Raw genomic sequence first — 23,266 nt, 5'->3', positions numbered from 1 at the left:
GTGAGGCCAGTGTGAAGTGGGGAGCGTTGACCGTGTCTTCCGCCGCTCAGGCGGCGCGGTACACCAGCTCTACCCTGAGGCCCGGGGCCGTGTTGTGCGCCACCATCTTGCCGCCGTGCAGCGCCATCACGCGCTGGACGATGGCTAGGCCCAAGCCCGAGCCGCTGCGCTCGCCGCCAGGCCGTGCGGTGGTGAAAAAGCGTTCGCCCAGGCGCGCCAGTGCGTAGTCGGGCACGCCGGGGCCGCTGTCTTGCACGGCCACCGTGGCGCCATTCAGTTCTACCCGCACCGTGCTGCCAGCGGGCGCAAAGTCGATTGCGTTGTCCAGCAGGTTGGTCAGGGCCAGCGTCACCAGCTCGGCTTCCCACGGGCCGCTGGTGCCGTGGCCCTCCAGCGCCAGGGTGATGCCGCGATGTCCGGCGCGGGCGCGGGTCTGGGCAATGGCGGCTTCGGCGCAGTCGCGCAGCGCTACCGGCGCACGGCCTTCGGCATGGTGGCGTTGCTCCAGCTTGGACAGTTCCAGCAAGCGGTCGATGATGCGCTGCAGGCGCTCGCTTTGCTGCACCACCTGGGTGGCGAACTCGGTGCGGTCGGCGGCGGGCAGCTCGTCCTGCAGCAGTTCGCCCGCACCCCGGATGGCGGCCACGGGGCTTTTGAGTTCGTGCGTGAGGGCGCGCACATAGCCCTCGATGTAGTCGCGTCCCTCCAGCCGTGCGCGCATCCGGTCCATGGCACGGGCCAGGTCGCCCAGCTCGCCGGGCACCTCGGGCACGGCCAGGGCGGTGGTGGGTGGGGCGGCGGGGTCGTGGTGCTCTCCATCCGCCGGGCCTTGCACGCTCAAGGCGTAGTCGCGCAGGCGGCGCACGTTCCACACCATCCACAGCGTCACCGCCACGCCCACGGCAGCCGAGAGTGCCAGCAGCAGCAGCCCGCCCATGAACACCTTGCGCTCGGCGCGGTCGATGAAGCGCTGCACCGTGCGTGTGGGCTTGGCCACGGTGAGCACGCCCGCGATCTGGCTTTTGACGTAGATGGGCGCGGCCACATGCATCACGCCGCTGGTGTCGTCGCCCTCCACCTCGCGCGTGGAGCGCGCTCCATACTCGCCGCGCAGCGTGCGTGCCACGTCGCGCCACTGCGAATAGTCGGCACCGATGGCGCGGTTTTCGGAGTCGAACAACACGCGGCCGGTGGTGTCGGTCACGTAGATGCGGTAGTCCAGCGACTGCTTGGAGAAACCCCAGATCGCCGCGTCGATGGGCCGCGTGGCATAGCGGCGCACATGCTGCGCAAACGGGCTGGCGCTGCTGTTGTCGGCATCCACCGCCAGGCGTCCTGCGGCCAGGTCTTCGCTCGCCAGCTCGGCCAGGATGTTGGCGGTGTCCACCATCATGTCTTCCATCACCTCGCGCACGCTGGGCTTGATCTCGGCCATGAACACGCGCAGCACAAAAAACGCGGCAATGCCGTTGATGAGGAAGAAGGCGAACAGCAGGCGGATGCCCAGGCGCATGGGGCAGTTCTCTTAAAAAATCTTGACCGGCAAAGCGTCTCAGAAGCCCTGAGTTTCGGGATGAAGCAAGACGATATGGGGATGGCAGTGCGTAGCAGCCTAGCGGACATGCTTGCCAGATCGTACAGGCGGTTGAATCGCAAGGTGAACTTGGCAAACGCGATGCGAGCTTCCTGTGCGTGATGCTGCGACGCAGTCCTTGCCATCTGGCGCGAGATGCACCTTGGGGACGCAAAGCCTGTTGCGCGGTCCACAGAAGTTGCAAACGTGCAACGTTTTCGCGCGAAAACAGGTCAGTACGACTGGGCTGCTCCAACGATCCAGAGCGACCCGCTGTTACCGCTTGAGACCTGTCACCTAGGCTGAACCCGGAGCTGCCCACGATGTGGCGTGGGCATCTGCCAATTTCATGCAGCAACAGGAGACAAGTGATGAAAAAAATGCGTGCCCTATCAGCAGCCGTGCTCGGATGCTTTTCGTCGTTTTGCATGGCGCAAAGCGCGGCTGGCGGGAGCAGTGTCACGATGTACGGCATCGTCGACATTGGCATCAACCATGTCACCGGAGCATCCGGTGGTTCCATGACCAGCTTCACCAGCGGAAACATGCAAGGCTCGCGCCTCGGATTCAAGGGAAATGAAGACCTGGGCGGTGGATACCGCGCCGTCTTCACGCTCGAATCGCGGCTGGAAGCAGACACCGGCGCACTGAGCAATCGCCCCATTTCCCAAGGGCGGCTGCCGGACCGACTGAGCAATGCAGGGTCGTTGGGCCTGCCAGCTGCGCTGCAGCCCGCCGTTTCTGCCGTGGCCACCCAGATCGGTAATTCCGTGGGCGTCAACTTGGGCAACAATTTCTTTGACCGGCAAATATTCACCGGCCTGATCACTCCGTTCGGGGCCTTCACATTCGGGCGACAGTACACACCGGGCTACCTGGCCAACGCCAACTTTGACGCGATGAAGACCGAGTCCAGCCTGTCACTTGGGCAGTTGGTGGCTATTCCAGCTTCGTTCGATATTCGCGTGAGCAACTCCCTCCAGTACGGGCTGCAGCTAGACGGGTTCACCGCCACCGCGATGTACGCCGCTGGAGAAGTCGCAGGCCGTTCGAGCGCAGGGCGGCTGTGGGGTGCCATGGCCATGTACAAGGGCAACGGTTATTCCTTCGGCGGTGGCTACAACAACCGCAACAACGAGCTGGGCGAAAAGTCGCTGACGACCGCCGTTCTGGGCGCGACGGTGGATGTCGGGCCGGGCACGCTGTCAGGCCAATTCAGCACCATCAAGGACGATCACCCCACCAACCTGTCCGGCATAGCCGCCGTCCTGTCGGCCAATCCCGCCACGGCACCCGTTGCCAGCCTGGTGCAGAACGCATTCATCCAGGGTTTCCGGCAAGACGCACGCCTGTTCCAGATTGGCTACCGCATCACCAGCGGCGTGCACACGGTGGTCGTGGCCTATAACAACATGAACGACAAACGCCCGTTCAATGCGGATCGCTCTTCATATGGTGTGGCTTACACGTATGCCCTGTCCAAGCGCACCGACCTGAATGCCGTACTCACACACCTGAACAACAAAAACACGTCGCAAGAGATGTTGGGCGGCAACGGATTCCTGGGCGGCGTTGCGGCATCGCCCGGAAAAAATGTCAACAGCTTGGCACTGTCGATTCGCCATCGTTTCTGAGGCCTGCAGCGCAGGGGCTCTTGCGCGTGCAGTGCCCCGCCAGCCCTATCCCAAACAGTCACAGTTTTCTGTGTCCAGCGCGGCGCGGTGTTGCGGGCAACATTTCCTCTACCGGTGAGTGCAGGCCATTGCATTGGCGCAATCGACTGGGGCGCGTGTGGTTCTAAAAATTAAGGCAATACCCCATGCCCCGGTGCGTGCTGATGTACTCGCGCGCCGGGTCCACCTCGCGCAGCTTGGCGCGCAGGGTCTTGATGTGGGTGTCCACCGTGCGGTCGGTGCTCTCGCTGTCGTCGCCCCAAGCGGCGGCCAGCAGGGCGTCGCGCGAGTGGATGCGGCCTGCGCCGCGCAGCAGGTGGGCCAGCAGGCGGTATTCGCGCCGGGTCAGCGGCAGGGGCTGGCCGCGCAGGCTGATGCGCTGGCCGGCCTCGTCGTCGTGGAACAAGGGGGCTGGGGCTGCTGCAGGCGCTGGGGCGTGCCCGTTGCCCGCGCGGCGCAGCAGCGCCTTCACGCGGGCCGCCAGTTCGCGCGGGCTGAAGGGTTTGGTCAGGTAGTCGTCGGCGCCCAGCTCCAGGCCCAGCACGCGGTCGATCTCCTCGCCGTGGGCGCTGAGCATGAGCACGGGCACCGTGGAGGTCTGCGCGGCATTGCGCACATCGCGCAGCAGATCGAGCCCGCTGCCGTCGGGCAGGCCCACGTCCAGCACCAGCAGATCAAACCGGTTGCGCTGCAGCTGCTGGCGCGCGTCGTGCACCAGCAGGCTGTGCGTCACGGCCAGGCCGTCGCGCTCCAGTGCATAGGCCACGGTGCGGGCGATGGCGGGGTCGTCTTCGAGCAGCAGCAGCCGGGCCGACATGGTGGTCAACGTGCAACGAGGATGGGGAACAACTTGCCCAGCCCATCCGCCATCACCTCCACGGCTAGCGCGGCCAGGATCAGCCCCATCAGCCGGGTCATCACGTTGATGCCGGTTTTGCCCAGCACCCGCGCAATGGGGTCGGCCAGGGCAAAACACACGGCGGTGGCCAGCGCAATCACAACGCCGTAGCCCACCAGCGCCGCGTGCTGCCAGAAGGTCTGGGCGCGGTCGGCATAAATCACCACGGTGGACATGCTGGCCGGGCCCGTGAGCAGCGGGATGGTGAGTGGCACCACGGCAATGCTGCTACCAGCGGCGGCCTTCTCGGCCCCTTCTTCATATTCGTTGGTACTGGGCTTGGCCTCGGCGGGCTGGGCGTTGAGCATGTTCATCGCGCTGATGAGCAGCAGCATGCCGCCGCCCACCTGAAAGCTCTGCAGCGAGATGTTGAAGAAATCGAGGATCTGCAGGCCCAGCAGCGCACAGGCCGCAATCACGCAGAACACACTGAAGCTGGCCACCTGGATGGTGCGGCGCCGCTGCGGGGACGAGAAGCCCTGGGTGTAGTGGATGAAAAACGGAACGATGGCCAGCGGGTTCACGATGGCCAGCAGGGTGATCAGGGGTTTGAGGTCCATCAGGGCGCTCCCAAGGGCAAGTGGGCAGGGTGGTTTGTCGGGCTCGGACCGGAGGCAGGCGAGGGTGGCGCCGCCCGGGCTGTGCGCGAGTATGCGGTGTTTTCTGCGCGGTTTGGCCGTCGGGCATGTTGCGCTGCAGCGGGCTTGCGCCCAGCAGACGGCGGCTGTGTGCAGCCGTCAGCGCCCGCCCGACACATCCATCAACGTGGCGGTGGTGTAGCTCGCTGCGGGTGACATCAGCCAGACGATGGCCTCGGCCACCTCGTTGGCCGTGCCGCCGCGCAACATGGGCACCTGGTGCGAGAGGTCGCGCACACGATCAGGCAGGCCACCGCTGGCGTGGATGTCGGTCTCGATCAGGCCCGGGCGCACGGCGTTCACGCGGATGCCCTCGGCCGCCACCTCGCGGGCCAGGCCGATGGTGAAGGTATCGATGGCGCCCTTGGCCGCTGCGTAGTCCACATACTGGTGGGCCGAGCCCAGGCGCGATGCGGCGCTGGACACATTGACGATGGCTCCGCCCGTGCCGCCATAGCGCCTGCTCATGCGCCGCACGGCCTCGCGGGCACACACGAAGCTGCCGATCACGTTGGTGTCGAACATGCGGCGCAGGCGGTCGGTGCTCATCTCGTCCACCCGGGCTGTCACGTCCACCACGCCCGCGTTGTTGACCAGTGCGCCGATGCGGCCGAGCTGGGTGTCCACGGCCTGGAACATGGCCAGAATCTCCCCCTCGTTTGCCACATCGGCCTGCACGGCGATGGCCGTGCCGCCGCCGGCACGGATTTCATCGACCACGGCCTGTGCGGCGGCCTCGTTGGCAAGGTAGTTCACGGCCACTGCCCAGCCATGTTGTGCGGCCAGCAGTGCGGTGGCGGCGCCAATGCCCCGGCTGGCGCCGGTGATTAATGCGATCTTCTCCATCGGTTGGGGTCTCCTGCAAGAATGGCGCATTGGAACAGGTTCTGCGCCCTGATGGGCCGCCAGACAGATGGCAGATGGCGCGGGCCCCAGGGGCAAGGTCCGCTCGACGCGCAGTCCCTCTGCACGCATCCCGGCCCATCCGTTCACCATTCTTTTCAAGGAGCATTCAGCATGGGACAGTTTGTCGATCTGACGTCGAGCGATGGTTTTGTGGCCCCCGCCTGGGTGGCGCGGCCTGAGGGCACACCCCGTGGCGCCATCGTGGTGCTGCAGGAGATTTTTGGCGTGAACTCGCACATCCGCTCGGTGGCCGACCGGTACGCCGCCAGCGGCTACCTGGCCGTGGCGCCGTCCACCTTCCACCGCGTTAAACAGGGTGTGGATCTGGGCTACACGGCCGATGACATGCAGGCGGGTTCTGCGCTCAAGGCGGCGGTCGAAGGCTTGCCCGCACCGGGCGTGCTGCCGGACATCCAGGCCGCCATCGACTACGCCGCTCAGCAAAGTGGCGGCAAGGTGGGCATCGTGGGTTACTGCTGGGGTGGCCTGCTGACCTGGCGCTCGGCCAGCCTGCTCCAGGGCCTGTCGGCTGCGGTGCCTTATTACGGTGGCGGCGTGACCACCCCGGGCGAAGTGGCGCGCAAGCCCCAGGTGCCCGTGCTGGCCCACTTTGGCGAGCGCGACCACTGGATTCCGCTCGATAGCGCGCATGCGTTCGCCAAGGCCCACCCCGAGGTCGAGGTACATGTGTATGCCGCCGACCATGGCTTCAATTGCGACCAGCGCGGCAGCTACGACGAGGCGGCAGCCAATACGGCGCGCGAGCGCACGCTGGCCTTCTTTGCCAAGCATCTGAGCTGAGACCACTGACAAGGGGGGCTGCCATGGCGGGTTTCAAGCTTTTTTGCCCTGTAGCGCCCGTACTAAAAGCGCTGATAGCTATGTTTTTAATAGCATTTGCAGCGCTGTCCCACGCGGCTGACTACACCGGACCGTTGTTCGACGCCCACCTGCACTACAACGAGGAAGCCTGGGACGGCCAAACCGGCCCCCACCCCCCTGCCGATGTGCTGGCGCGCATGAAGGCCAGCGGCGTGCGGGCCATCGTGGCCAATTCGCGGCCCAACGCGGGTTCGCTCACGCTGGCGGGCCTGCCGCAGACGCGCGAGGCGGGCGTTACCGTGGTGCCCTTTGTGCGGCTGTACCGCAACCGGGCCGACTACACCGGCTGGTTTGCCGACGACACCATTTACACCATGGTGCAGACCGAGTTGGCGCGCGGCACGGCGGCCGGGCCGTACCGGGGCATTGGCGAGTTCCACCTGTACGACAGCGCTCATGCCAACGGCCCCGTGGCCAAAAAGCTGATGGCGCTGGCCGAAGAGCGTGACCTGGTGGTGCTGGCCCATGTGGACGATGCCGCCATCGACCTGCTGATGGCCAACACCCCGTCCCAAGGCCAGAAGGCGCGCCTGATCTGGGCCCACACCGGCATCGGCGGCGCGCCGGTGGAGCGCGTGGACGCCCTGATGGCCCGCTACCCCGGCTTGGTGGGCGAACTCTCGTACCGTCCGGGCCTGGTGTGTGACGACAACCAGCTGTGCCCCGCCTGGCGCGCGCTGCTGCTCAAATACCCCACACGCTTCGTGATCGGCTCGGACACCTGGGTGAACCAGCGCTGGCAACACTACGAAAGCCTGATGCAGGGCTACCGCCAATGGCTGGGCGGCCTGCCTGCCGATGTGGCGCGCAAGGTGGCGTGGGACAACGGGGCGGGGTTGTTTGGCGTCACGGCGCCCCGCTGACGTCGCGACCGAAGGTCCCAGCCCGATCGCACCCCGTGCTACCGGCTGATGCGCCCGCGTGATGGCCCAACCTCCGGTGCATGCGGCGGCGATGGCGGTAGCCACAGGGTGAACACCGTTGGATGGCCTGGGGCGCTGCGCACGCGGACGAACCCTCCATGCAGTTCCATCGTGCTCTTGACGATGGCCAGCCCCAGGCCTGCGCCGGGTGTTTCTTCTTGGCTTGGGCTTTCGACCCGATAGGCACGTTCAAAAATCTTGGCTTGGTGCTCGGGGGCGATGGGTTCGCCCTCGTTGGAGACAGAGATATGACAGCCGCCGTTCGATGACACCTTGCTCGAGAGTACGACCGTGCTGCCTGGGCGCGCGTGGCGAATGGCATTGGTCAGCAAGTTGCCGGTGGCTCGGGTGAGCAGGGTGTCATCGGCCCAGACATGGGTGTTCTTCTCTACCTGAAGCGCCAGCTCCAAACCCCGCTCCTGCGCTAGCAGTTCAAAGAAGGCTGCGATGGCCCCCAGCCGTTGCTCCAGCGGGACGAGGGTGGCGTGGACGGCGCTTTGCTGGCTCTCGGCGCGTGCCAGGAACAGTATGTTCTCGATCATTCGTCCCATGCGTTCATACGTCGGCACGGCTGACTCGATCACCGCACGGTATTCGTCGGCACTGCGGGGGCGGTCCAGCGTAACCTGGGCGACCATCAGAAGGCGGTGGACGGGGGCGCGCAGATCATGCGCAATGTCGGACGAGACGCCCGACAGGCGGGTGAAGGAATCCTGCAACCGGTCGAGCATGTGGTTGAACGCTCTGGCCACGGGTTCCAGCTCGGCAATGTTGTTCTCCGGCGCCAGCCGCTCGTGCAAGGCATGGGCGCTGATGCGATTGGCGGTGTTGGCCAGGCGGTGGGCCGAGGACAGAATGAGCCTGGCGGTGCACCATGCGAACAGACTGGCGGCCAGCGCACCGATACCGAGCGTGATGGCGAAGACACGCCATGAGCGCAGGGCAAAGGCATGGCGCCGCGCCTGCAGATCTTCCGCAGGGATATGGACCATGCCACCGGCGCTGGCGAGCAGCGGCTGGAGGTCGTTGTAATCCTGGCCCAGCAGGTAGATCACCATCCAGAAACTGGCCGCGATCAACAGCAGGGTGATCAAAGAAATTGCCAGCGCGATTTTCAGGGGCAGAGAGCGGCGTAGGAAAGTCCTCGCCTTAGGCGTTCTGGTGTTCGAGGACATAGCCGACGCCCCTGACGGTGTGAATGAGCTTCTCCGGGAAGGGCTCGTCGACCTTGGCACGCAGTCGGCGCACCGCCACATCGACCACATTGGTGTCGCTGTCAAAGTGCATGTCCCACACGTTCTGCGCGATCAGGGTGCGCGATACGACCTGGCCGACATGGCGGGCCAGGTAGTCCAGCAGAACAAACTCCTGGGTGGTGAGGTCAATGCGCTGCTTGCCTCGCTTGACGCGCCGGCGAGCGGTATCGACTTCCAGCTCGCCCACGCGCAGCAGCCCCTCCGGGGCGGACATGGGTGCGCGGCGGCGCGCAACCACCTGGATGCGTGCCAGTAGTTCGGAAAATGCAAAGGGCTTGACCATGTAGTCATCGGCCCCCAGCAGCAGCCCCTTGACGCGGTCTTCGACCTCATCGCGGCCCGATAGGAAAAACACCGGAGTCTGGTGTTGTGTGCGAATGCCCTGCAGCACGTCCCAGCCGCTGGCGCCGGGCAGCCCCACGTCAAGCAGGATGAGGTCGTAGTGCCCAGAGGTGGCCAGGTGCAGGCCTTCCACTCCGTCGAATGCGGTGTCTACGACATGGCCATGCTCGGTCAGGCCTTTGTACAGATAGGCGGCGGTTGATCGTTCGTCTTCAATGGAAAGCAAGCGCATGTGACGAGATCCCGGCGGTTTCTCAATTTTTAAAAAAGAGGGGCGGCAGGCTGAATAAGGGAAGCTGTGGATTGACTTTGGTGGATTGTTGGATAGCCGTGTGGATTTGAGAAGCTTGTCGAATCGAAATGCACTGTTGCGGATTCACGAACAGTCGCAAGCGCTTGTTTGCGATCTCGCCGCACGGGCTCATGCCCATCCCAGCAACTGGGGTGTCATCACTCCAAGGTTCGGGCCCGATTTCGCGCCAACCCGTCGGGCAGCGGCCTTTGCCTGCGGCGTTGTGGCACTTGTGGTTCTTGTGGATGGCTGGGCTGCCAGCGGCGCACCCGCCGGGAGATCGTGAACAGGCCCTCAAACCGCAGGGAATGTGGCACCTGTGAAACGGCGTGGTCCTGAATCGGGGGGGTTGTGCATGCGCATCCCCCATCGTTGAGCCTTGCGGCCTGTGGGTGCGAGGGAGCAATGCCTACGCTTGCACCATGTCCTGCCAAGAAGGCGTGGGACATGACTCCGATTGAACCCACTTAACAAGGATGACCATGAAAAAATTCGCCACATTGGCTGTGCTTGCAGCCGTCAGCGCAACCTCTTACGCACAATCGTCTGTCACGCTGTTTGGCGTGGCTGACGTGACCATGCAGGTGGGCCGCGGCAGCGAAACGAACCGGACCAGCCTGGGCAGCGGCGGTCTGGCTTCCAATCGCCTCGGTTTCCGCGGCATTGAAGATCTGGGGGGCGGCATGAAGGCTGGCTTCTGGCTGGAAGCCGGTTACAACCTGGACGACGGCACAGGCGTCGGTAATACCTTCAACTTCAACCGTCGCTCGACCGTCAGCTTGATGGACGACCGCTGGGGCGAAGTTCGCCTGGGCCGTGACTTCACCGCGACCTACAACAACATTTACGACGCATTCGGCGACAACGGCGTTGGCGCTCTTCTGAAGACGACCTCGCTGGGCAGCAACTATGGCTATGCCATGCAGACCCGCACCAGCAATGCCGTGTCGTATTTCACCCCCAAGAATCTGGGTGGGTTCTTTGGCCAGGTGCAGTATTACCGTGGTGAGGCCGCCAACGGCTCCAATGATGGAAACGGCTATGGGCTGCGCGCTGGCTATGAAAACGGCCCCCTCAATGTGGGTGTGAGCTATGGCGCTGTGTCCAGCCTTGGCGCGTATGGCGACGTGACGAATGCCAACATTGGTGGTTCCTACGATTTCGGTGTGGCCAAGCTGCTGGTTGAAGCGGGGCAAGATGAGTCCAAGGCCCGCGACGAGAAGGCCCGCCACTATCTGATCGGCGCAACGGCCCCTGTGGGTAGTGTGGGTCTGGTCCGCGCTTCGTGGTCCCGTGTCAACGTTCAGGACACCAATGTGCAGGCGAACAAGTTTGCCGTGGGTTATGTGCACAACCTGTCCAAGCGCACTGCCCTGTACACCACCTTTGCGTACCTGAAGAACAAGAACGGCGCTGCGCTGGCGCTGAACGGTGCGAAGACCAGTGCTGGTGATAACTCCAAGGGCTTCGACATCGGCCTGCGCCACACGTTCTAAGGCGATTCCCCTCTTGCCCATCGCGATGGGCAATTGTCTCCAAGGTAAACGCTTGGCCCGCTTCCCCTCAGGGGACGCGGGCCTTTTTGCATGGAGCGTGGCGTGGGCCAACCAGGCGGTTCATTACCGAAATGTCATGTTTACGCCATCCCGCTGTCAGGCGTGCATTTCTATTCTTCAAACCTGTCGAAAGCAGGGGGTGTTTGCCGGTTTGCGTGCCAAAGGCCGCTTCAGTGTGCCGCCCCCGCAACACATTGAAGAGAGCCAAGCATGCGCAGACAAGACATTCAATTGCTGACCCTGGCCCGCCAGGGCGATGCAGCCGCCCGCAGCAAAGCGGGCCGACGTTATCTGGTGGGGGGCGATGGCTTCCCGCGCCATGTCGCCACGGGGATTGAGTACCTCTCACACCCCAGCGTTCGCGAGTTGCCAGAAACCGCGTGTGCCATTGCAGAGAGTTTGCCGCTGCAGGATTTGCTGGAACTGAAACAGGAAGAGGCGTTGCACAAGGCCGCCGCTGTGGGCAGTCCCTTGGCGCAATTCAAGTTGGGCGTGTGGATGGCGTTGACGCGCAGTCGCGTCGCGGCGGGGCAGCCGTGGCTGGAGACCGCCGCCGCAGCCGGCCATGTCGAGGCCTGCCAGGTCATGGCGGCCGTGGAGGATGCACGTTCGGACCGCGCACTGGAGGCGTTGGTGGAGTCGATCAAATCCAGCGCCGCAGTGGACGTGGTGCAGGTCGCGGTGATCGCTGCGCGCCAGGCGCGTGACGAAGGGGGGCTGGACCAGTTGGTCGATTGTCTGCGGGTGGCGCTGATGGTGGCGCCACGCCTGACGCACGCCCTGTCCGATCTGGTGGTGGCGGCTGTCTTGTGGGCCGAACGCGAGAAGCATTCCTTGCGCGGGCTGGCGCCAGACCAGATTGAGGCCAGCCTGGAACTGGCCGTCGTACGGGGTGACCGGGATGCTGCTTGTCTGCTCGGCCGTGCACGCTGCGGCCTTGACAGCGGTACGCTGACGCCAGCGCGGCTGACCACTTCATTGAATCTGCGCAAAGGCGTGGCCCTGTTGTTGCGCGCTGCGGATGCTGGTCGTGATGATGCGTGGCTTGCCTTGTACGCGACGCATGCGGACCACCGTTCATCGGTGTCCAACCCGCAGATGGCCCGTTTCTTCCTGGAGAAGGCGGCGATGGCGGGGCAGTCCGAGGCGCAGCGCAAGCTGGGGGCCCTGATCTTGCGCGCGTCGAATTCGGTGATGGAGTCGGAACAGGCCATTGCGTGGCTGCATGCCGCTGCGAACCAAGGCGATGCCCATGCGCAGCGCTTGTTGGGTTCACTGGTGCTGCCGCTGCAGGGCAACGAGTCGGTGGCGCGTGCGGCGATCGAGCAAGTGCGTCAAGGGGATCCCTGGTTGGCTGTGCGGCTGACACTGGCGCGTGACTTTGGTTTGACCAAGCTGGAAGCCTTGAGTGTCGATCCCGTCGAGGGCCGTCGGCCATGGGGTCTGCTGGTGGGGCAAAACCCGTTCATCGCGCAGGCCCGCCTGTCTGCACCGCGTGCCGTACCAGCATTGACGCCGGAGGCGCTGCAGAACCTGGCGCGCGCGGCCGCTTTTTTTGAGCAATCGCGCGGAGATGGCAATGCCTTTGAGGGGGATCTGCGCCGTCGCTCGGTGCGCCAGCGGCGGGTATTCGAGCGCTTGAATTTGTCCGAAGACTTCTTCTTTGCGACCGCTTCATCACGCAGTCTGGAGGCCTTCCGCCTGGGGCCAAAGTGGGCTTTTCGTGCACGGCAGCCACTGGCCCTGGCGTTGGCGGGTTGACGGCCGCGTTGACACAGATGCGATTGCGAAGGACGTCTGGCTGCAAGGGCTTGTCGGGCTCTGTCAGCTGAGTGCCTTCGCCCTCGTAGCTATCTTGTTCTCGCCAAATACCGCTTGCGCCAGAACAGTAGCACCAGCGCCACGGCGATGAACACCATCGACCCCATGGCCCACCAGAAGCCATCGGCTTTGTGTACCAGTGGGATGAACTCGAAGTTCATCCCAAAAATGCCCGCGATGAGGTTGAGCGGCAAAAACACGGCCGTGAGCGCCGTGAGGGTGCGCATGATGTCGTTGGTGCGGTTGCTCTGCACCGAAAAGTGCATCTGCACGGCGGTTTCGGTGCTTTGCTCCAGGCGCTGCACGTGGTGCACCACGCGCTCGATGTGCTCCAGCACGTCGCGGCTGCGCACCTTGAGCAGGTCCAGCTCGCGCAGGCCGGCCGGGGTGTCGGGCTGGGCCCAGGTTTCCAGCGCGTCGATCCAGTCCTGCACGGCAGTGCGCTGGTCTTCGCAGATCTCGTCGAGCATGTGCAGCGACAGGCGCGCTTCGAGCAGGGAGGTCCAGTTCACAAAACGCGCGCGGGGCTTGAGCAGCTCGGTCTGCCAGTGGTCCAGCTGGCGCGTGAGTTCGCGGCGCAGGTCCAGGTAGCCGTCCACCATCTGGTTGACCACTCGCAGCATCAGGTCGGCTGGGCTGGTGGGCAGCCGGGCGCCGGAGATCGGGCTGCTGCGGCCCTCGCCCATGCTGAGGCTGCCGTGCGTGTTGCCGTGGGCGGCGTGGCTGGTGCTGGGGCTTGTGGTCGTGCTGTTGCCGTTGGCGGGGGTGGCAGCCAGCAGTCGCATCGCGTAGGCATCGCGCACGGCGCAGTCGGTGGGGTGCACGGTCAGCAGCAGCTGGTCAAACACCGCAAACCCCACGGGGCTGGTGTCGATGCGCCGCAGCACGGGCGGGCCGCTGCGCTTGACGGGGGTGTTGGGGCTGTCGGGCTCGGCCACGGCGGCGTGGGCCGCAGGGGTAGGGGGCGTGGTGGGCGATACGTCGCCCTGCGCTGTGGCCAGGCGGCGGAACACCAGCAGGTCGTACTGCGAGGTGTAGTCGTAGTGCGAGGGCAACTGGGCGTTGAGCAGGTCGGACACGTGCAGGTCCACCAGCTGCAGCCCGATCAACGCCTGCAGCCTGCCCTGGATCTCGGCCAGCCGCATCTGGAAGGCCGGGCGGGTGCAGGCGATCCAGACGAAGCCCTGTGCGGGCATCTGCGCGGGCAGGGTCGTCAGCTCCTGCACGCCGCTGCCGTGGATGTGAAAGATGCGCATGGACACCGTGGTTTTCAGTCAAAAGCGCCCTTGGCGCTTGTGGAATATGCGCGGGTAGCTATTATTTTTGTAGCTTGCGCGCCACGTCGCGCGCAAAGTAGGTCAGCACGCCATCGGCGCCCGCACGCTTGAAGGCCAGCAGGCTTTCCATCATCACGGCATCGTGGTCCAGCCAGCCATTGGCGGCGGCGGCCTTGATCATGGCGTATTCACCGCTGACCTGGTAGGCGAAGGTGGGCACGTGGAACTCGTCCTTCACGCGGCGCACGATGTCCAGGTAGGGCATGCCGGGTTTCACCATCACCATGTCGGCGCCTTCGGCGATGTCGATGGCCACTTCGCGCAGGGCCTCGTCGCTGTTGCCGGGGTCCATCTGGTACACGTTCTTGTCGGCCTTGCCCAGGGCGCCGCGTGTGCCCACCGCGTCGCGGAAGGGGCCGTAGAAGGCGCTGGCGTACTTGGCGCTGTAGGCCATGATGCGGGTGTGGATGTGGCCCTGCACCTCCAGCGCCTCGCGGATGGCGCCGATGCGGCCGTCCATCATGTCGCTGGGGGCGACGATGTCCACGCCTGCCTCGGCATGCGTGAGCGCCTGGCCGGTGAGGATCTCCACCGTCTCGTCATTGATGATGTAGCCGGTCTCGTCCAGCACGCCGTCCTGGCCGTGGCTGGTGTAGGGGTCCAGTGCCACGTCGGTCATCACGCCCAGGTCGGGGAATTCCTTCTTCAGCGCCCGCACCACGCGCGGGATCAGGCCGTTGGGGTTCAAGGCTTCCTTGCCGTCCGGCGTCTTGAGCGACGGGTCAATCGCCGGGAACAGCGCCAGTACCGGGATGCCCAGCTTCACACAATCCTCGGCCACGGGCAGCAGCAGATCGAGGCTCAGGCGGTCCACGCCGGGCATGGAGGTGACGGCTTCGCTGCGGCCCTGGCCTTCGTGCACGAACACGGGGTAGATCAGGTCGTCGGCGGTGACCACGTTCTCGCGCACCAGGCGGCGGGTGAAGGCATCGCGGCGCAGGCGGCGGGGGCGGTTCTGGGGGAAGGGGGCAGGGCTTTGGAGATGCATCACGGGATTATGAAGCCCCCCTGTGGCGCTGCGCGCCTTCCCCTCGGGGGGGGCGCCACCCCTGGACCGGCAGAGCCGGATCCACGGTGGCACTGGCAGGGGGCGGCGGCGGTTGTTGGCGCCCCTGCGCGCCCTGGAAAAGCCGCTTGTAACCGTCCATGCCCAGTGCTAGATTGGGGCCGGGCGGCTTGCCGCCCCCCGCTTTTCCTCCCTGAGCGGGACCTGGGCTGCAGCGATGCGGAACAGGCTTTCTCGGCCCGGCGGATCTGCCGGGCTTTTTTTTGGCGCAGCGCTGGCGGGTAGGCAGGGCACCGTAAACTGCCCCCATGCTCTGGGTCAAAGCCTTTCACATCGTTTTCGTGGCCAGCTGGTTTGCTGGTCTGTTCTACCTGCCGCGCATCTTCGTCAACCTGGCGATGGTGGCGCCCGGCTCGGCGGCCGAGCGCGACCGCCTGCTGCTCATGGCGCGCAAGCTGATGCGCTTTACCACCCTGCTGGCCGTGCCTGCCATTGCGCTGGGGCTGTGGCTGTGGCTGGGCTACGGCATCGGCCGGGGCCCAGGCAATGGCTGGATGCACGCCAAGCTGGCCGTGGTGGTGCTGGTCATCGGCTACCACCATGCCTGCGGTGTGCTGCTGCGCAAGCTGGCCGACGGCACCAGCCGCCGCAGCCATGTGTGGTTCCGCTGGTTCAACGAAGCGCCGGTGCTGCTGCTGTTGGTGGCGGTGGTGCTGGTGGTGGTCAAGCCCTTTTGACGGAGACGCAGAGGGCGCATGCACAAAACCTCTGCCTGGCCGCTCGCGCTGTCCTACACGGCGCTGGTCGTTTTTGCCAGCCTGTTCCCGTTTGACGGGTGGCGCGAACAGGGCATCGATCCCCTGGTCTTCTTGCTGGCCCGGTTGCCTCCGCCGTACTGGACGGGGTTTGACGTGGTCACCAACCTGTTGGGCTACGCCCCCCTGGGCTTTTTGCTGGTGCTGGGCATGTTGCGCTCGGGCTGGCGGCGGGGGCTGGGGGCAGTGGCGCTGGCCACGCTGGTGGGCACGCTGCTGTCGCTGGGCTTGGAGTTCCTGCAGATCTACCTGCCCCGGCGCGTTCCGTCCAACCTGGATCTGGCGCTCAACGCGCTGGGTACGCTGGCCGGGGCGCTGAGTGCCGCCCTGCTGGAGCGGCTGGGGGCGCTGGACCGCTGGAGCGACTTTCGGGCGCGCTGGTTCGTGTCCGACGCTTCGGGCGGCATGGTGCTGTTGGCGCTGTGGCCGCTGGCGCTGCTGTTTCCGGCCGCTGTTCCGTTTGGCCTGGGCCAGGTGCTGGAGCGGCTGGAGGCTGCGCTCATCGACCTGCTGGCCGACACCCCGTTTCTCGACTGGCTGCCCCTGCGCGAGACCGAGCTGGACCCCCTGTCGCCCAGCGGCGAGCTGCTGTGCGTCACGCTGGGGCTGCTCATCCCCTGCCTGCTGGGGTACTGCGTGATCCGCCAGATGGGGCGGCGCGCCCTGTTTGCGCTGGCGGTGGTGGGGGTGGGCATCGTGCTGACGGCGCTGTCCGCAGCGTTGAGCTGGGGGCCTGTGCACGCCTGGGAGTGGATGGATCTGCCCGTCCGCGTGGGCGTGTGGGCGGCACTGGCCTTGGCCCTCTTGATGCTGGCCCTGCCGCGCCGGGCCTGTGCCGCCGTGCTGCTGCTGGCGCTGACCTGGCACCTGGCACTGCTGAACCAGGCGCCCACCAGCGCCTACTTTGCCCAGACCCTGCAGATCTGGGAGCAGGGTCGCTTCATCCGCTTTTATGGCTTGGGCCAGTGGCTGGGCTGGCTGTGGCCCTATGTGGCGCTGCTGTATGTGGTGTTGCGGGTGTCTAGGCGAGAGGGCGCCGCCTGAGTCATAGGTCATAGGGCGACAGCCTCTCGCGCCCTGTATTGCCGCGCAGGGGTTTAGGGCTGGGCTCCGTAGGGTCCGTCGGGCGTGGGTCCGTAAAATGCAGGGATGAGCGACACCCCTTCCGCACCGGCCGCAGCGCCCGGTTATTACCAGCGCCACATCTTTTTCTGTCTCAACGAGCGCACCAACGGTGAAGACAGCTGTGCCCATCACAACGCACAGGCGGGTTTTGACCGATGCAAGGCGCAGGTCAAGGCCGCCGGACTGGCGGGTGCCGGCAAGGTGCGCGTGAACAAGGCGGGCTGCCTGGACCGCTGTGCGGGCGGCCCCGTGGCCGTGGTGTACCCCGAGGGCACCTGGTACACGTATGTGGATGCGGCGGATATCGACGAAATCGTCGAATCGCACCTCAAGAACGGGCAGGTGGTGGAACGTCTGGTCACTCCGGCGGAACTTGGCCGCTGAGCGCGGCTCCATCCCTGTCTTGAAACGATTTTGGCAGCAGGCGCTAGATAGTCATGCTCCTGCTGCTATTGATTAAGTAGCAAATCCGTGAATGCCCAGACCGAACGCCTGACCCTGTCCGGCCCCGCAGGCGCCATCGAGGCCGTGCGCGACAGCGCCACCCTCGCTCATGGCGCGGCGCCCCGTGGCGTCGCCATCATTGCCCACCCCCACCCGCTGTTTGGCGGCACCATGGACAACAAGGTGGTGCAGACACTGGCGCGCGCGTTTGTGCAGTGTGGTTGGACGGCGGTGCGCTTCAACTTCCGCGGTGTGGGTGCTACGGCCGGGGTGTACGACGAAGGCCGAGGTGAGTTGCAAGACCTGTTGGCGGTGGTGGAGCAGGTGGCTCCCGCCGCTGCGGGCCAGTCCATTGCGTTGGCGGGGTTTTCTTTCGGTTCGTTTGTCACCAGCCATGCATTGGCGGAACTCTGGCCCACGGGGCGCGTGGAAAAAGCCGTGCTGGTCGGCACGGCCGCCAGCCGCTTCACCGTGGCCCCAGTGCCGCCCGAAGCCCACTTGCACACGCTGGTCGTGCACGGCGAGCAGGACGACACCGTGCCGCTGTCCTCCGTGATGGACTGGGCCCGGCCCCAGATACTGCCTGTCACAGTCGTCCCCGCAGGGGGGCATTTCTTTCACGGACAATTGCCGCTTCTGAAGAATCTGGTGGTCCGCCACCTGCAATCGGGCGCCTGAGGGGCGCCGCCCGGACTGGCTCCGGCCGTCCGCCGTCCCCCCTCTCTCGCCTTCTCTCCCACTCTTTTTTCGAGCCTCTCCAGCCCCTTCCTGCCCCATGAAACGAATCCTGTCTGCGTTGCGATCCCTGGCCGTCTTTGCTGTGGTGGCCCCTGCTGCCTTCGGCGCCCTGGCCCAGGCGCCCCAGCCCCCCGAAATCGCCGCGCGCACCTACCTGCTGGTGGATGTCACCGCCAACCAGGTGCTGGCCGCCAAGGACATCGACGCGCCGGTGGAGCAGGCCTCGCTCACCAAGCTCATGACGGGCTACCTGGTGTTTGACGCGCTGCGCTCCAAGAAAATCGCGCTGGACCAAAAGCTCCCCGTCAGCGTGCGCGCCTGGAAGATGCCCGGCTCGCGCATGTTCATCGACCCCAAGATGCAGGTGCCGGTCGAAGACCTCATCAAGGGCATGATCGTGCAGTCCGGCAATGACGCCACCATGGCCCTGGCCGAGGGCGTGGGCGGCACGGCCGAGAACTTCGTCAAGCTCATGAACGACCAGGCGCAGGCGCTGGGCATGAAGGGCACGAGCTACAAGAACCCCGAAGGCCTGACCGAACCCGGCCACACCACCACGGCGCGTGACCTCTCCGTGCTGGCCATGCGGCTGATGAAGGACTTCCCGGAGTACATGCACTATTACTCCACCAAGCAGTACAGCTACCCCGGCACCCCGGCATCGAATGGCAGCAACCGCAATTCGCTGCTGTTCCGCGATCCCACGGTCGATGGCCTCAAGACCGGTCATACCGCTGCGGCAGGCTACTGCCTGGTGGCCACGTCCAAGCGTGAATTCCCCGGTGTGGGCCAGCGCCGCCTGCTGTCCATCGTGCTGGGGGCGGCGAGTGAAAACGCGCGCGCCAACGAAAGCCAGAAGCTGCTGAACTGGGGGTACACAGCGTTTGAAGCGGTCAAGCTGTTCGACGCGGGCAAGCCTGTGGCCACCCCCGCCGTCTGGAAAGGCAAGGACAGCGTGCTGAAGATTGGCCGCGAAGAAGCCATCGTGGTCGCCGTGCCTGCAGGCAGCGCGGGCAAGATCACCACCCAGATCGCTCGCCCCGATCCGCTGGTGGCGCCTTACACCAAGGGCCAGGCCATCGGCACCCTCAAGGTCATGCTGGCCGACCAGTCCATCGGCGAAGTGCCTCTGGTGGCGCTGGAGGCCGTGGAGCAGGCGGGCATTCTGGGTCGCGCGTGGGATGCCATTCGCCTTTGGATCAAGTAACGCCAGCGGTGCGGAGGGCGGTGAGTCACTTCTGAAACCATAGCTGGCAGCACAGGTCCTGCATGCGTTGGGCCTGTGTTTTCACCCCGTTTGCTGCTGGTTCCTGTCAGATCACATGGGGAACTGCGGGGGCACGCAGGTGCCGCAAGCCGCAGCAGGCTTGCCTTTAAGGAGGCATCCTGCTACATTAGAAGGCTTTTCGGAATTTCCGAAGGGATTCACGTTTTCGCTTTCACGAAGCAAATTCACGTTTAGGGACGTATTTCATGCCAACCATTAATCAACTGGTCCGTCAGGGGCGCGAGGTCGAAAAGACCAAGTCCAAGAGCCCCGCGATGGAAAACTCTCCACAGCGCCGTGGCGTGTGCACCCGTGTGTACACCACGACGCCTAAGAAGCCTAACTCCGCTCTGCGCAAGGTCGCCAAGGTGCGCCTGACCAACGGTTTTGAGGTCATCTCCTACATCGGCGGCGAAGGCCACAACCTGCAAGAACACAGCGTCGTGCTGGTTCGCGGCGGTCGTGTCAAGGACTTGCCTGGTGTGCGTTACCACATCGTGCGCGGTTCGCTCGACTTGCAAGGCGTGAAAGACCGCAAGCAGTCGCGCTCCAAGTACGGCGCGAAGAAGCCAAAGGCCAAGTAAGCCCTGGCCCTTCTGGTCTGAAGAATTTTCGGTGCTGTTTTTCCGCGTGGCGCGGAAGGTGCAGCGTAGTGACCCCAAACGCAGGTGTTCTGCGCGGGTCGAGTAAGTGGGAGTTTCAATGACTCTCGCGGTGTCTGAAAAGACGCCAACTGAAGCAAAGATAGAGGTGAAAAATGCCACGTCGTCGCGAAGTCCCCAAACGTGAAATCCTGCCGGATCCAAAGTTCGGTAATGTAGAGCTGTCCAAATTCATGAACGTGATCATGGAAGGCGGCAAAAAGGCGGTTGCAGAGCGCATCATTTATGGTGCCCTGGAACTGATCGAGAAGAAGCACCCTGATAAGGACCCTCTGGAAGCTTTCACCGTTGCCATCAACAACGTGAAGCCCATGGTGGAAGTGAAGTCCCGCCGCGTTGGTGGTGCCAACTACCAAGTGCCTGTGGAAGTGCGCCCTGTCCGTCGCCTGGCCCTGTCCATGCGCTGGATCAAGGAAGCCGCCCGCAAGCGCGGTGAAAAGTCGATGGCCCAACGTCTGGCTAACGAGCTGCTCGAGGCCACTGAAGGCCGTGGCGGCGCCATGAAGAAGCGTGACGAAGTGCATCGCATGGCCGAAGCCAACAAGGCATTCAGCCACTTCCGCTTCTAAATCGACGAGTCGCTTCGTCGTCAAGCGCAAGGCTGCCGGCATTTTTGCCTGCAGCCTTGTGGCGATTGAGGCGGTCACAAAATTGACGGGATGCACCACCACAATGGCTGCCCTGTCCCCCGAATAACACGACCCATCCAAGGATCCACCATGGCTCGCAAGACTCCCATCGAGCGCTACCGCAATATCGGTATCTCGGCCCACATTGACGCTGGCAAGACCACGACCACCGAACGTATCCTGTTCTACACAGGCGTGAGCCACAAGATTGGTGAAGTGCACGATGGCGCTGCCACCATGGACTGGATGGAGCAGGAACAAGAGCGCGGCATCACGATCACGTCCGCTGCCACGACCTGCTTCTGGAAGGGCATGGACAACTCTTACGAAGAGCACCGCTTCAACATCATCGACACCCCCGGCCACGTGGACTTCACGATCGAAGTGGAGCGTTCGATGCGCGTGCTGGACGGCGCTTGCATGGTGTACTGCGCTGTGGGTGGCGTGCAGCCCCAGTCGGAAACCGTTTGGCGCCAGGCCAACAAGTACAAGGTGCCTCGTCTGGCCTTCGTGAACAAGATGGACCGTACCGGTGCCAACTTCTTCAAGGTCTACGAGCAGATGAAGTTGCGCCTGAAGGCCAACCCTGTGCCCGTGGTGATCCCAATTGGCGCTGAAGACAAGTTCACCGGCGTGGTCGATCTGCTGAAGATGAAGGCCATCCTGTGGGACGAAGCCTCGCAGGGCATGAAGTTCACCTACGAAGAAATTCCGGCTGACTTGGTCGAATCCGCCAAGGAATGGCGTGAAAAGATGGTGGAAGCTGCTGCCGAAGCCTCCGAAGAGCTGATGAACAAGTACCTGGAAGAGGGCGACCTCTCCGAAGCCGAAATCAAGTTCGGCCTGCGTACGCGCACCATCGCTACGGAAATCCACCCAATGCTGTGCGGCACCGCGTTCAAGAACAAGGGTGTACAGCGCATGCTCGACGCCGTGATCGACTACCTGCCAGCACCGACGGACATTCCTGACGTGACGGGTACCGACGAAGACGAAAAGCCAGTCACTCGTAAGGCGGATGACAACGAGAAGTTCTCGGCCCTGGCATTCAAACTGATGACCGACCCATTCGTGGGTCAGCTGACCTTCGTGCGCGTGTACTCCGGCGTTCTGAGCAAGGGCGACACCGTCTACAACCCCATCAAGGGCAAGAAGGAACGTATCGGTCGTATCGTGCAGATGCACGCCAACGAGCGCCAGGAAGTCGAAGAAATCCGCGCCGGCGACATCGCTGCCTGCGTGGGCCTGAAGGACGTGACGACCGGTGAAACGCTGAGCGACATCGACTCCCAGATCATTCTGGAGCGCATGGTGTTCCCTGAGCCCGTGATTACGCAGGCCGTGGAACCCAAGACCAAGGCTGACCAGGAAAAGATGGGCATCGCGCTGCAGCGCTTGGCGGCAGAAGATCCATCCTTCCGCGTGAAGACCGACGAAGAATCGGGCCAGACGCTGATCGCTGGCATGGGCGAGCTGCACCTGGAAATCATCGTTGACCGCATGAAGCGTGAATTCGGCGTGGAAGCCAACGTGGGCAAGCCCCAGGTGGCCTACCGCGAAACCATCCGCAAGACGGTGGAAGAAGCCGAAGGCAAGTTCGTGCGCCAGTCCGGTGGTAAGGGTCAGTACGGTCACGTCGTGCTCAAGATCGAACCCAATGAAGCCGGCAAGGGCATCGAGTTCGTCGACGCGATCAAGGGTGGCGTGGTTCCTCGCGAATTCATCCCAGCCGTGGAAAAGGGTATCAACGAAGCCGTGACGCAAGGCGTGCTGGCTGGCTACCCTGTGGTGGACGTCAAGGTCACGCTGCACTTCGGTTCGTACCACGATGTGGACTCGAACGAACTGGCGTTCAAGATGGCTGCCATCTTCGGCTTCAAGGAAGGCTGCCGCAAGGCCAACCCGGTCATCCTGGAACCCATGATGGCCGTGGAAGTGGAAACGCCTGAAGACTACGCCGGTACGGTGATGGGCGATCTGTCCTCCCGCCGTGGCATGGTCCAGGGTATGGACGACATCCCAGGCGGTGGCAAGGCCATCCGCGCCGAAGTGCCACTGTCGGAAATGTTCGGCTACTCGACCTCGCTGCGCTCTGCGACGCAAGGCCGCGCCACGTACTCGATGGAATTCAAGCACTACAGCGAAGCGCCTCGCAACGTGTCTGAAGCCATCATGGCAGCACGCGCTAAGTAAGTAAGCACTTCGCCCGGGTCTTTGTGGCCCGGGCTTTGTTTTGTCTGCGATCCGGTGCCACTCTGTTCCCTGTGCGGAGTGAATCAGCAACCAGATGCAGACGTAAAACCACTACACAGGGATTGCTCTTTGGAGAAATGAAATGGCAAAAGGTAAGTTTGAACGTACCAAGCCCCACGTCAACGTGGGCACGATCGGTCACGTGGACCATGGCAAGACGACCCTGACGGCAGCCATCGCTACCGTGCTGTCCGCCAAGTTCGGCGGCGAAGCCAAGGCCTACGACCAGA

At 64.2% G+C, this 23,266-nt stretch carries 22 protein-coding genes; 14 read left to right on the top strand and 8 right to left on the bottom strand.

Annotated elements, in window-relative coordinates; translation table 11 throughout:
* Window positions 1–46 precede the first annotated feature (46 nt).
* On the bottom strand, window positions 47–1,513 hold the full coding sequence (gene creC, locus OIN59_RS00110) for a two-component system sensor histidine kinase CreC (RefSeq protein WP_274105895.1): 1,467 nt from the start codon (window positions 1,511–1,513) through the stop codon (window positions 47–49).
* Window positions 1,514–1,944: 431 nt separating this feature from the next.
* On the opposite strand from creC, the gene OIN59_RS00105 reads away from it, so the two are divergent.
* Entirely contained in the window at window positions 1,945–3,207 is a 1,263-nt protein-coding gene (locus OIN59_RS00105) for a porin (RefSeq protein WP_274105894.1), read from the top strand.
* Window positions 3,208–3,370: 163 nt separating this feature from the next.
* On the opposite strand, the gene creB is transcribed toward OIN59_RS00105, so the two are convergent.
* The 3 genes from creB to OIN59_RS00090 form a co-directional block, all read right to left on the bottom strand.
* Entirely contained in the window at window positions 3,371–4,063 is a 693-nt protein-coding gene (creB, locus tag OIN59_RS00100) for a two-component system response regulator CreB (protein WP_274105892.1), read from the bottom strand.
* 5 nt (window positions 4,064–4,068) lie between these two features.
* Complete coding sequence (locus OIN59_RS00095) at window positions 4,069–4,704, bottom strand: MarC family protein (RefSeq protein WP_274105889.1); 636 nt, start codon at window positions 4,702–4,704, stop codon at window positions 4,069–4,071.
* Window positions 4,705–4,881: 177 nt separating this feature from the next.
* Window positions 4,882–5,628, bottom strand: coding sequence for an SDR family oxidoreductase (locus tag OIN59_RS00090; RefSeq protein ID WP_274105887.1), 747 nt, complete (start codon window positions 5,626–5,628; stop codon window positions 4,882–4,884).
* A gap of 171 nt (window positions 5,629–5,799) precedes the next feature.
* On the opposite strand from OIN59_RS00090, the gene OIN59_RS00085 reads away from it, so the two are divergent.
* Window positions 5,800–6,489, top strand: coding sequence for a dienelactone hydrolase family protein (locus OIN59_RS00085; protein WP_274105885.1), 690 nt, complete (start codon window positions 5,800–5,802; stop codon window positions 6,487–6,489).
* An 80-nt stretch (window positions 6,490–6,569) separates the two neighbouring features.
* On the top strand, window positions 6,570–7,433 hold the full coding sequence (locus OIN59_RS00080; RefSeq protein ID WP_274105883.1) for an amidohydrolase: 864 nt from the start codon (window positions 6,570–6,572) through the stop codon (window positions 7,431–7,433).
* 38 nt (window positions 7,434–7,471) lie between these two features.
* On the opposite strand, the gene OIN59_RS00075 is transcribed toward OIN59_RS00080, so the two are convergent.
* Entirely contained in the window at window positions 7,472–8,587 is a 1,116-nt protein-coding gene (locus OIN59_RS00075; protein ID WP_274105881.1) for a heavy metal sensor histidine kinase, read from the bottom strand.
* 55 nt (window positions 8,588–8,642) lie between these two features.
* Window positions 8,643–9,323: a heavy metal response regulator transcription factor gene (locus tag OIN59_RS00070; RefSeq protein WP_274105879.1), complete on the bottom strand. Its 681-nt coding sequence runs from the start codon at window positions 9,321–9,323 to the stop codon at window positions 8,643–8,645.
* A 542-nt stretch (window positions 9,324–9,865) separates the two neighbouring features.
* Here OIN59_RS00070 and OIN59_RS00065 point away from each other — a divergent pair.
* Both OIN59_RS00065 and OIN59_RS00060 read left to right on the top strand, forming a co-directional pair.
* The gene (locus OIN59_RS00065) at window positions 9,866–10,879 is read left to right on the top strand and encodes a porin (RefSeq protein ID WP_274105877.1); all 1,014 of its coding nucleotides are present in this window, start codon (window positions 9,866–9,868) and stop codon (window positions 10,877–10,879) included.
* Window positions 10,880–11,149: 270 nt separating this feature from the next.
* Window positions 11,150–12,700 carry a tetratricopeptide repeat protein gene (locus OIN59_RS00060; protein WP_274105875.1) on the top strand — a complete coding sequence of 517 codons (1,551 nt, stop codon included), beginning with the start codon at window positions 11,150–11,152 and terminating at the stop codon, window positions 12,698–12,700.
* An 89-nt stretch (window positions 12,701–12,789) separates the two neighbouring features.
* Here OIN59_RS00060 and OIN59_RS00055 read toward each other — a convergent pair whose 3' ends face one another.
* Window positions 12,790–14,016: a magnesium transporter CorA family protein gene (locus OIN59_RS00055; RefSeq protein WP_274105874.1), complete on the bottom strand. Its 1,227-nt coding sequence runs from the start codon at window positions 14,014–14,016 to the stop codon at window positions 12,790–12,792.
* A 61-nt stretch (window positions 14,017–14,077) separates the two neighbouring features.
* Window positions 14,078–15,085, bottom strand: a complete 1,008-nt coding sequence (gene hemB, locus OIN59_RS00050) for a porphobilinogen synthase (protein WP_274105872.1) — start codon at window positions 15,083–15,085, stop codon at window positions 14,078–14,080.
* Window positions 15,086–15,411: 326 nt separating this feature from the next.
* Between hemB and OIN59_RS00045 the strand changes: the two genes are divergently transcribed.
* The 9 genes from OIN59_RS00045 to OIN59_RS00005 all read left to right on the top strand — a co-directional run.
* On the top strand, window positions 15,412–15,840 hold the full coding sequence (locus OIN59_RS00045) for a CopD family protein (RefSeq protein ID WP_274105870.1): 429 nt from the start codon (window positions 15,412–15,414) through the stop codon (window positions 15,838–15,840).
* Between the two features lie 18 nt (window positions 15,841–15,858).
* A complete protein-coding gene (locus tag OIN59_RS00040) occupies window positions 15,859–16,962 on the top strand; it encodes a VanZ family protein (protein WP_274105868.1) in 1,104 nt (367 codons plus the stop codon).
* A 105-nt stretch (window positions 16,963–17,067) separates the two neighbouring features.
* Window positions 17,068–17,427: a (2Fe-2S) ferredoxin domain-containing protein gene (locus tag OIN59_RS00035; protein ID WP_015012182.1), complete on the top strand. Its 360-nt coding sequence runs from the start codon at window positions 17,068–17,070 to the stop codon at window positions 17,425–17,427.
* Window positions 17,428–17,514: 87 nt separating this feature from the next.
* A complete protein-coding gene (locus OIN59_RS00030) occupies window positions 17,515–18,165 on the top strand; it encodes an alpha/beta hydrolase (protein ID WP_274105865.1) in 651 nt (216 codons plus the stop codon).
* A gap of 97 nt (window positions 18,166–18,262) precedes the next feature.
* The gene (locus OIN59_RS00025; RefSeq protein WP_274105864.1) at window positions 18,263–19,432 is read left to right on the top strand and encodes a D-alanyl-D-alanine carboxypeptidase family protein; all 1,170 of its coding nucleotides are present in this window, start codon (window positions 18,263–18,265) and stop codon (window positions 19,430–19,432) included.
* A 266-nt stretch (window positions 19,433–19,698) separates the two neighbouring features.
* Window positions 19,699–20,076, top strand: coding sequence for a 30S ribosomal protein S12 (rpsL, locus tag OIN59_RS00020; RefSeq protein ID WP_008905797.1), 378 nt, complete (start codon window positions 19,699–19,701; stop codon window positions 20,074–20,076).
* A gap of 173 nt (window positions 20,077–20,249) precedes the next feature.
* Window positions 20,250–20,723, top strand: a complete 474-nt coding sequence (gene rpsG, locus OIN59_RS00015; protein ID WP_005798541.1) for a 30S ribosomal protein S7 — start codon at window positions 20,250–20,252, stop codon at window positions 20,721–20,723.
* A 150-nt stretch (window positions 20,724–20,873) separates the two neighbouring features.
* A complete protein-coding gene (fusA, locus tag OIN59_RS00010) occupies window positions 20,874–22,976 on the top strand; it encodes an elongation factor G (protein WP_274105843.1) in 2,103 nt (700 codons plus the stop codon).
* Between the two features lie 142 nt (window positions 22,977–23,118).
* A partial coding sequence (locus tag OIN59_RS00005; protein ID WP_274107136.1) for a GTP-binding protein occupies window positions 23,119–23,266 on the top strand: 148 nt, incomplete at its 3' end.

Origin of the sequence: Acidovorax benzenivorans (assembly GCF_028680575.1) — a bacterium.
Taxonomy (GTDB): Bacteria; Pseudomonadota; Gammaproteobacteria; order Burkholderiales; family Burkholderiaceae_C; genus Acidovorax; species Acidovorax benzenivorans.
This window is presented reverse-complemented; position numbering and strand designations above follow the sequence as displayed.

What these genes read in the sequence shown, in the direction of transcription:
- creC (WP_274105895.1), bottom strand. Translation starts at nt 1,513, where the DNA reads ATGCGCCTGGGCATCCGCCTGCTGTTCGCCTTCTTCCTCATCAACGGC.
- OIN59_RS00105 (WP_274105894.1), top strand. Translation starts at nt 1,945, where the DNA reads ATGAAAAAAATGCGTGCCCTATCAGCAGCCGTGCTCGGATGCTTTTCG.
- creB (WP_274105892.1), bottom strand. Translation starts at nt 4,063, where the DNA reads ATGTCGGCCCGGCTGCTGCTGCTCGAAGACGACCCCGCCATCGCCCGC.
- OIN59_RS00095 (WP_274105889.1), bottom strand. Translation starts at nt 4,704, where the DNA reads ATGGACCTCAAACCCCTGATCACCCTGCTGGCCATCGTGAACCCGCTG.
- OIN59_RS00090 (WP_274105887.1), bottom strand. Translation starts at nt 5,628, where the DNA reads ATGGAGAAGATCGCATTAATCACCGGCGCCAGCCGGGGCATTGGCGCC.
- OIN59_RS00085 (WP_274105885.1), top strand. Translation starts at nt 5,800, where the DNA reads ATGGGACAGTTTGTCGATCTGACGTCGAGCGATGGTTTTGTGGCCCCC.
- OIN59_RS00080 (WP_274105883.1), top strand. Translation starts at nt 6,570, where the DNA reads ATGTTTTTAATAGCATTTGCAGCGCTGTCCCACGCGGCTGACTACACC.
- OIN59_RS00070 (WP_274105879.1), bottom strand. Translation starts at nt 9,323, where the DNA reads ATGCGCTTGCTTTCCATTGAAGACGAACGATCAACCGCCGCCTATCTG.
- OIN59_RS00065 (WP_274105877.1), top strand. Translation starts at nt 9,866, where the DNA reads ATGAAAAAATTCGCCACATTGGCTGTGCTTGCAGCCGTCAGCGCAACC.
- OIN59_RS00060 (WP_274105875.1), top strand. Translation starts at nt 11,150, where the DNA reads ATGCGCAGACAAGACATTCAATTGCTGACCCTGGCCCGCCAGGGCGAT.
- OIN59_RS00055 (WP_274105874.1), bottom strand. Translation starts at nt 14,016, where the DNA reads ATGCGCATCTTTCACATCCACGGCAGCGGCGTGCAGGAGCTGACGACC.
- hemB (WP_274105872.1), bottom strand. Translation starts at nt 15,085, where the DNA reads ATGCATCTCCAAAGCCCTGCCCCCTTCCCCCAGAACCGCCCCCGCCGC.
- OIN59_RS00045 (WP_274105870.1), top strand. Translation starts at nt 15,412, where the DNA reads ATGCTCTGGGTCAAAGCCTTTCACATCGTTTTCGTGGCCAGCTGGTTT.
- OIN59_RS00040 (WP_274105868.1), top strand. Translation starts at nt 15,859, where the DNA reads ATGCACAAAACCTCTGCCTGGCCGCTCGCGCTGTCCTACACGGCGCTG.
- OIN59_RS00035 (WP_015012182.1), top strand. Translation starts at nt 17,068, where the DNA reads ATGAGCGACACCCCTTCCGCACCGGCCGCAGCGCCCGGTTATTACCAG.
- OIN59_RS00025 (WP_274105864.1), top strand. Translation starts at nt 18,263, where the DNA reads ATGAAACGAATCCTGTCTGCGTTGCGATCCCTGGCCGTCTTTGCTGTG.
- rpsL (WP_008905797.1), top strand. Translation starts at nt 19,699, where the DNA reads ATGCCAACCATTAATCAACTGGTCCGTCAGGGGCGCGAGGTCGAAAAG.
- rpsG (WP_005798541.1), top strand. Translation starts at nt 20,250, where the DNA reads ATGCCACGTCGTCGCGAAGTCCCCAAACGTGAAATCCTGCCGGATCCA.
- fusA (WP_274105843.1), top strand. Translation starts at nt 20,874, where the DNA reads ATGGCTCGCAAGACTCCCATCGAGCGCTACCGCAATATCGGTATCTCG.